Source organism: Mycoplasma sp. CSL7475-4 (assembly GCF_024834065.1).
Lineage (GTDB): Bacteria > Bacillota_I > Bacilli_A > Mycoplasmatales > Metamycoplasmataceae > Mycoplasmopsis.
Genome location: NZ_JANUYA010000017.1, coordinates 1 through 2907 on the forward strand (window position 1 = coordinate 1; position 2907 = coordinate 2907).

The 2907-nt window shown below is 28.2% G+C and carries 2 protein-coding genes; both read right to left on the reverse strand.

All coding sequences use genetic code 4. The features are described from left to right. A partial coding sequence (locus NXS15_RS03700) for a DEAD/DEAH box helicase family protein (RefSeq protein ID WP_259290516.1) occupies positions 1-1633 on the reverse strand: 1633 nt, incomplete at its 3' end. Beyond that, a partial coding sequence (locus tag NXS15_RS03705; RefSeq protein ID WP_259290517.1) for a site-specific DNA-methyltransferase occupies positions 1620-2907 on the reverse strand: 1288 nt, incomplete at its 5' end. The genes NXS15_RS03700 and NXS15_RS03705, both read right to left, overlap by 14 nt.

The following is a 2907-nucleotide window of genomic DNA, read 5'->3' on the forward strand; positions in this document are numbered from 1 at the left end:
ATTTTGTTGTATCAATAAAATATGTTTTGTTTGTATATAAAAAATTTTCAATGTATAGCTCTAGCTCAATTGAATTAGTGATTTTATCTTGGTCATTAATTTTTCTAAAATCTTCATTTTTGTCATTTTTTAATAATTCCGCTCTGGGTGCTAAATAACCATATTCATTAAAATGTTGTTGTAGTTCCTTGCATTCTGCAAGAATATCTTTTTTAGATAAAACACTAATTAGTGCGTCATTATAGGCTTGGGTGTTTGATACCTTTTTTAATAAATTTCTGTTTATGCATCCTTTATAAAATGAAGTTAAACCATTTGAATCTTGTTTTCATTTTGCTTGTAATTCATAATAGCTTCATTCTTTTTTCTTTTCTTCAAAGTTTGAATAAAACCAATATTTATTGGCAATTGAATCTTCGAACAATTGATCATCATTATCAACAAAATAATTAGGGTTAGGATTTCTTTTAATTCTGCCTAATGTTTGAATGTTTAGACTTTCCGATGAAACATTTCTTAGTTGCACGAGCATACATGCTCTAGGAATATTTCAACCCGTAGCTGGACCAACTTTGAAAATGATACAATCAACACCTGAATTATTTTTCGATATCTTTTTTAATGAAATTTCTTCTTTAATGCTGCTGCCATTTTGCTCAGCTTTATCGCCACTGAAATATTTAACTCATGTTAAATTATTTTGTTCCAGTATTTTGATAATTTTATTCATGTTTTGTTCAAAATTGACATCTTTTTCCGTTTTATCTTTTACTTGAATAAGCATTGCCGGATGAATATTGATTAATGCCGGTTCTGATTCGGCATCATCATAAGCTTTTTTGATTTCTTTAAATCTTTCACATGCTTTTTGCAATAAATCAAAGTCACTAATTTCTTCTAAAAAATTATCGACCATAAAATCATTTCTTTTTGCTTCGGTTTTAATTAATTTAATTGAGTCTGTTTGCAATTCTTTTTCAGTGATTACTACTTGATTTTGTGTTCTTGGCGGAGTAGCTGTCATTTTGATAATATATTGTGCAGCTTTTTGCACCAAAGCTTCAAAATGCTTCTCATTTTGTTGATTTTTATTTTTAAAATCGCTTCTATCAATGTCAACAAAATTGTTTTTAACTTCGCCCCCGTGGTGTGATTCATCTCTTATGTAGATTAATTTATAACCTTCACTTTTAATTTCTTGTATAAAGTTTTCTAGATAATTATATTCAGTAAGGATTCTGCCTTTACCAAAAGTTGAAGCTCCAAAAATCATTACTTTATTTTGTTCTAAAACTAATTGTGGCTCGTAGTCTTTATTTTTAGTTTTATTAACACTGGGCGATTCAATTCTTTCAATATTTCTAATTGAATATAAAACATGTTTATATTCGTTTAAATTTTGTTCCATTTGTTTAGGCAATTCGCCAGAAGACAAAGTTGCTATAATGAAGAATAATTTTTGCTTGTGTCCGTGTAATTTAATTAAACGATCAATCACATTAGCGATCATAAATGTTTTACCACTACCGGTTGGTGCTTTAAAATAAACAGATGACTTATTATCCAAATCGCATTTTTCAACTAATTCATTAACCGCTCTAGCTTGCACATCAGATAAATTAATTGTTGTCATTTTGCTTTTCCTTATCATTATCAAGCGGTTTTAGAGACATTAAATCATAATACAGATGTTTTTCAAATTTTGTCGATGTTGTAATTCCATTATCTTGTAATTCTTTAATTAAGGTTTGCTTAATCAATTCATTATTAACATTGTCATTAAAAAGTTGTGTGTCAAAATATTCAATGTTAAAAACATTAAGATTTTGTTTATAAGGCTCGTTTTTTTCTAGTCATTTGAATGTTTCTTCTTTTGTTCCTTTACCATTATTTATTCTGTAAAGTCTTTCGTAAGTCACATCGTGCGCGATGTTATTTTCGTTATTAGTAACAAGGGTAAAAGTTCTGTTTCCGCCATCTTCTCTATTCAATTCCATAACGGCGTGACCTGTTGTGCCAGAACCGGCGAAGAAATCAAGAACACGAATATCTTGATCAAACATTTTTAATAATTGGATTATTAAAGTTATGGGTTTTGGATATAAAAATTTATTTTTATCAACTAAAATTTTTTCAATTAATGAACTTCCATCTGATGTGTATCCGTTATTTTTTCCATCTCAAATTAAATTTACATTTCCAGAACCTTTACTTTCTGAAAGAAAAACTTTTTTTCTAGGTATAGAATCATTATTTTTACCTCAATAAATTCTATTATCGCTTTGCAATTTTAAAAATGTTTCTTTAGAAAAATTTCACGGTAAATTAAATTTAATTCCTGCTGGAGAGATAACTTCATATGATTTTGGATTTTTTTTCTTATACATCTGAACCGTCATATATAAACCTCTTGAATCATTGTCTGGGTTTTTGTAAGTTTTATCAATATATTCATCTCTTAAAGGTTTATTTAATAATTTAAGTGTTTTTTCATTTTTTGAAAACATAATAATATATTCATTTTGTATAGTTATTCCATTTTTTTTGTCGTTTGAAATTGTATATTTATTTTGTCATATTATATTTGCCACAAAATTTTCTTCACCAAATATTTCGTCCATTAAAACTTTTAAATAAGCTTGTTCAGCATCATCAATTGATACAAAAATAACCCCATCTTCTTTCAATAGGTCTTTTGCCATTCTTAAACGTTCGTTCATCATATTTAGTCAACCTGTGCGGCTGAATTTATCACGATAAATAAATTTTGAAGCTGCAACATCATCTTTTTCGCCGTTTTTTAAACTATTTCCATCGCTCAAAGATGATTCAGTATTATAAGGAGGATCGATGTAAATTACATCGTAAAGTGCATTTGAGTCGCTAGCGACTCTCTCTCTCTCTCTC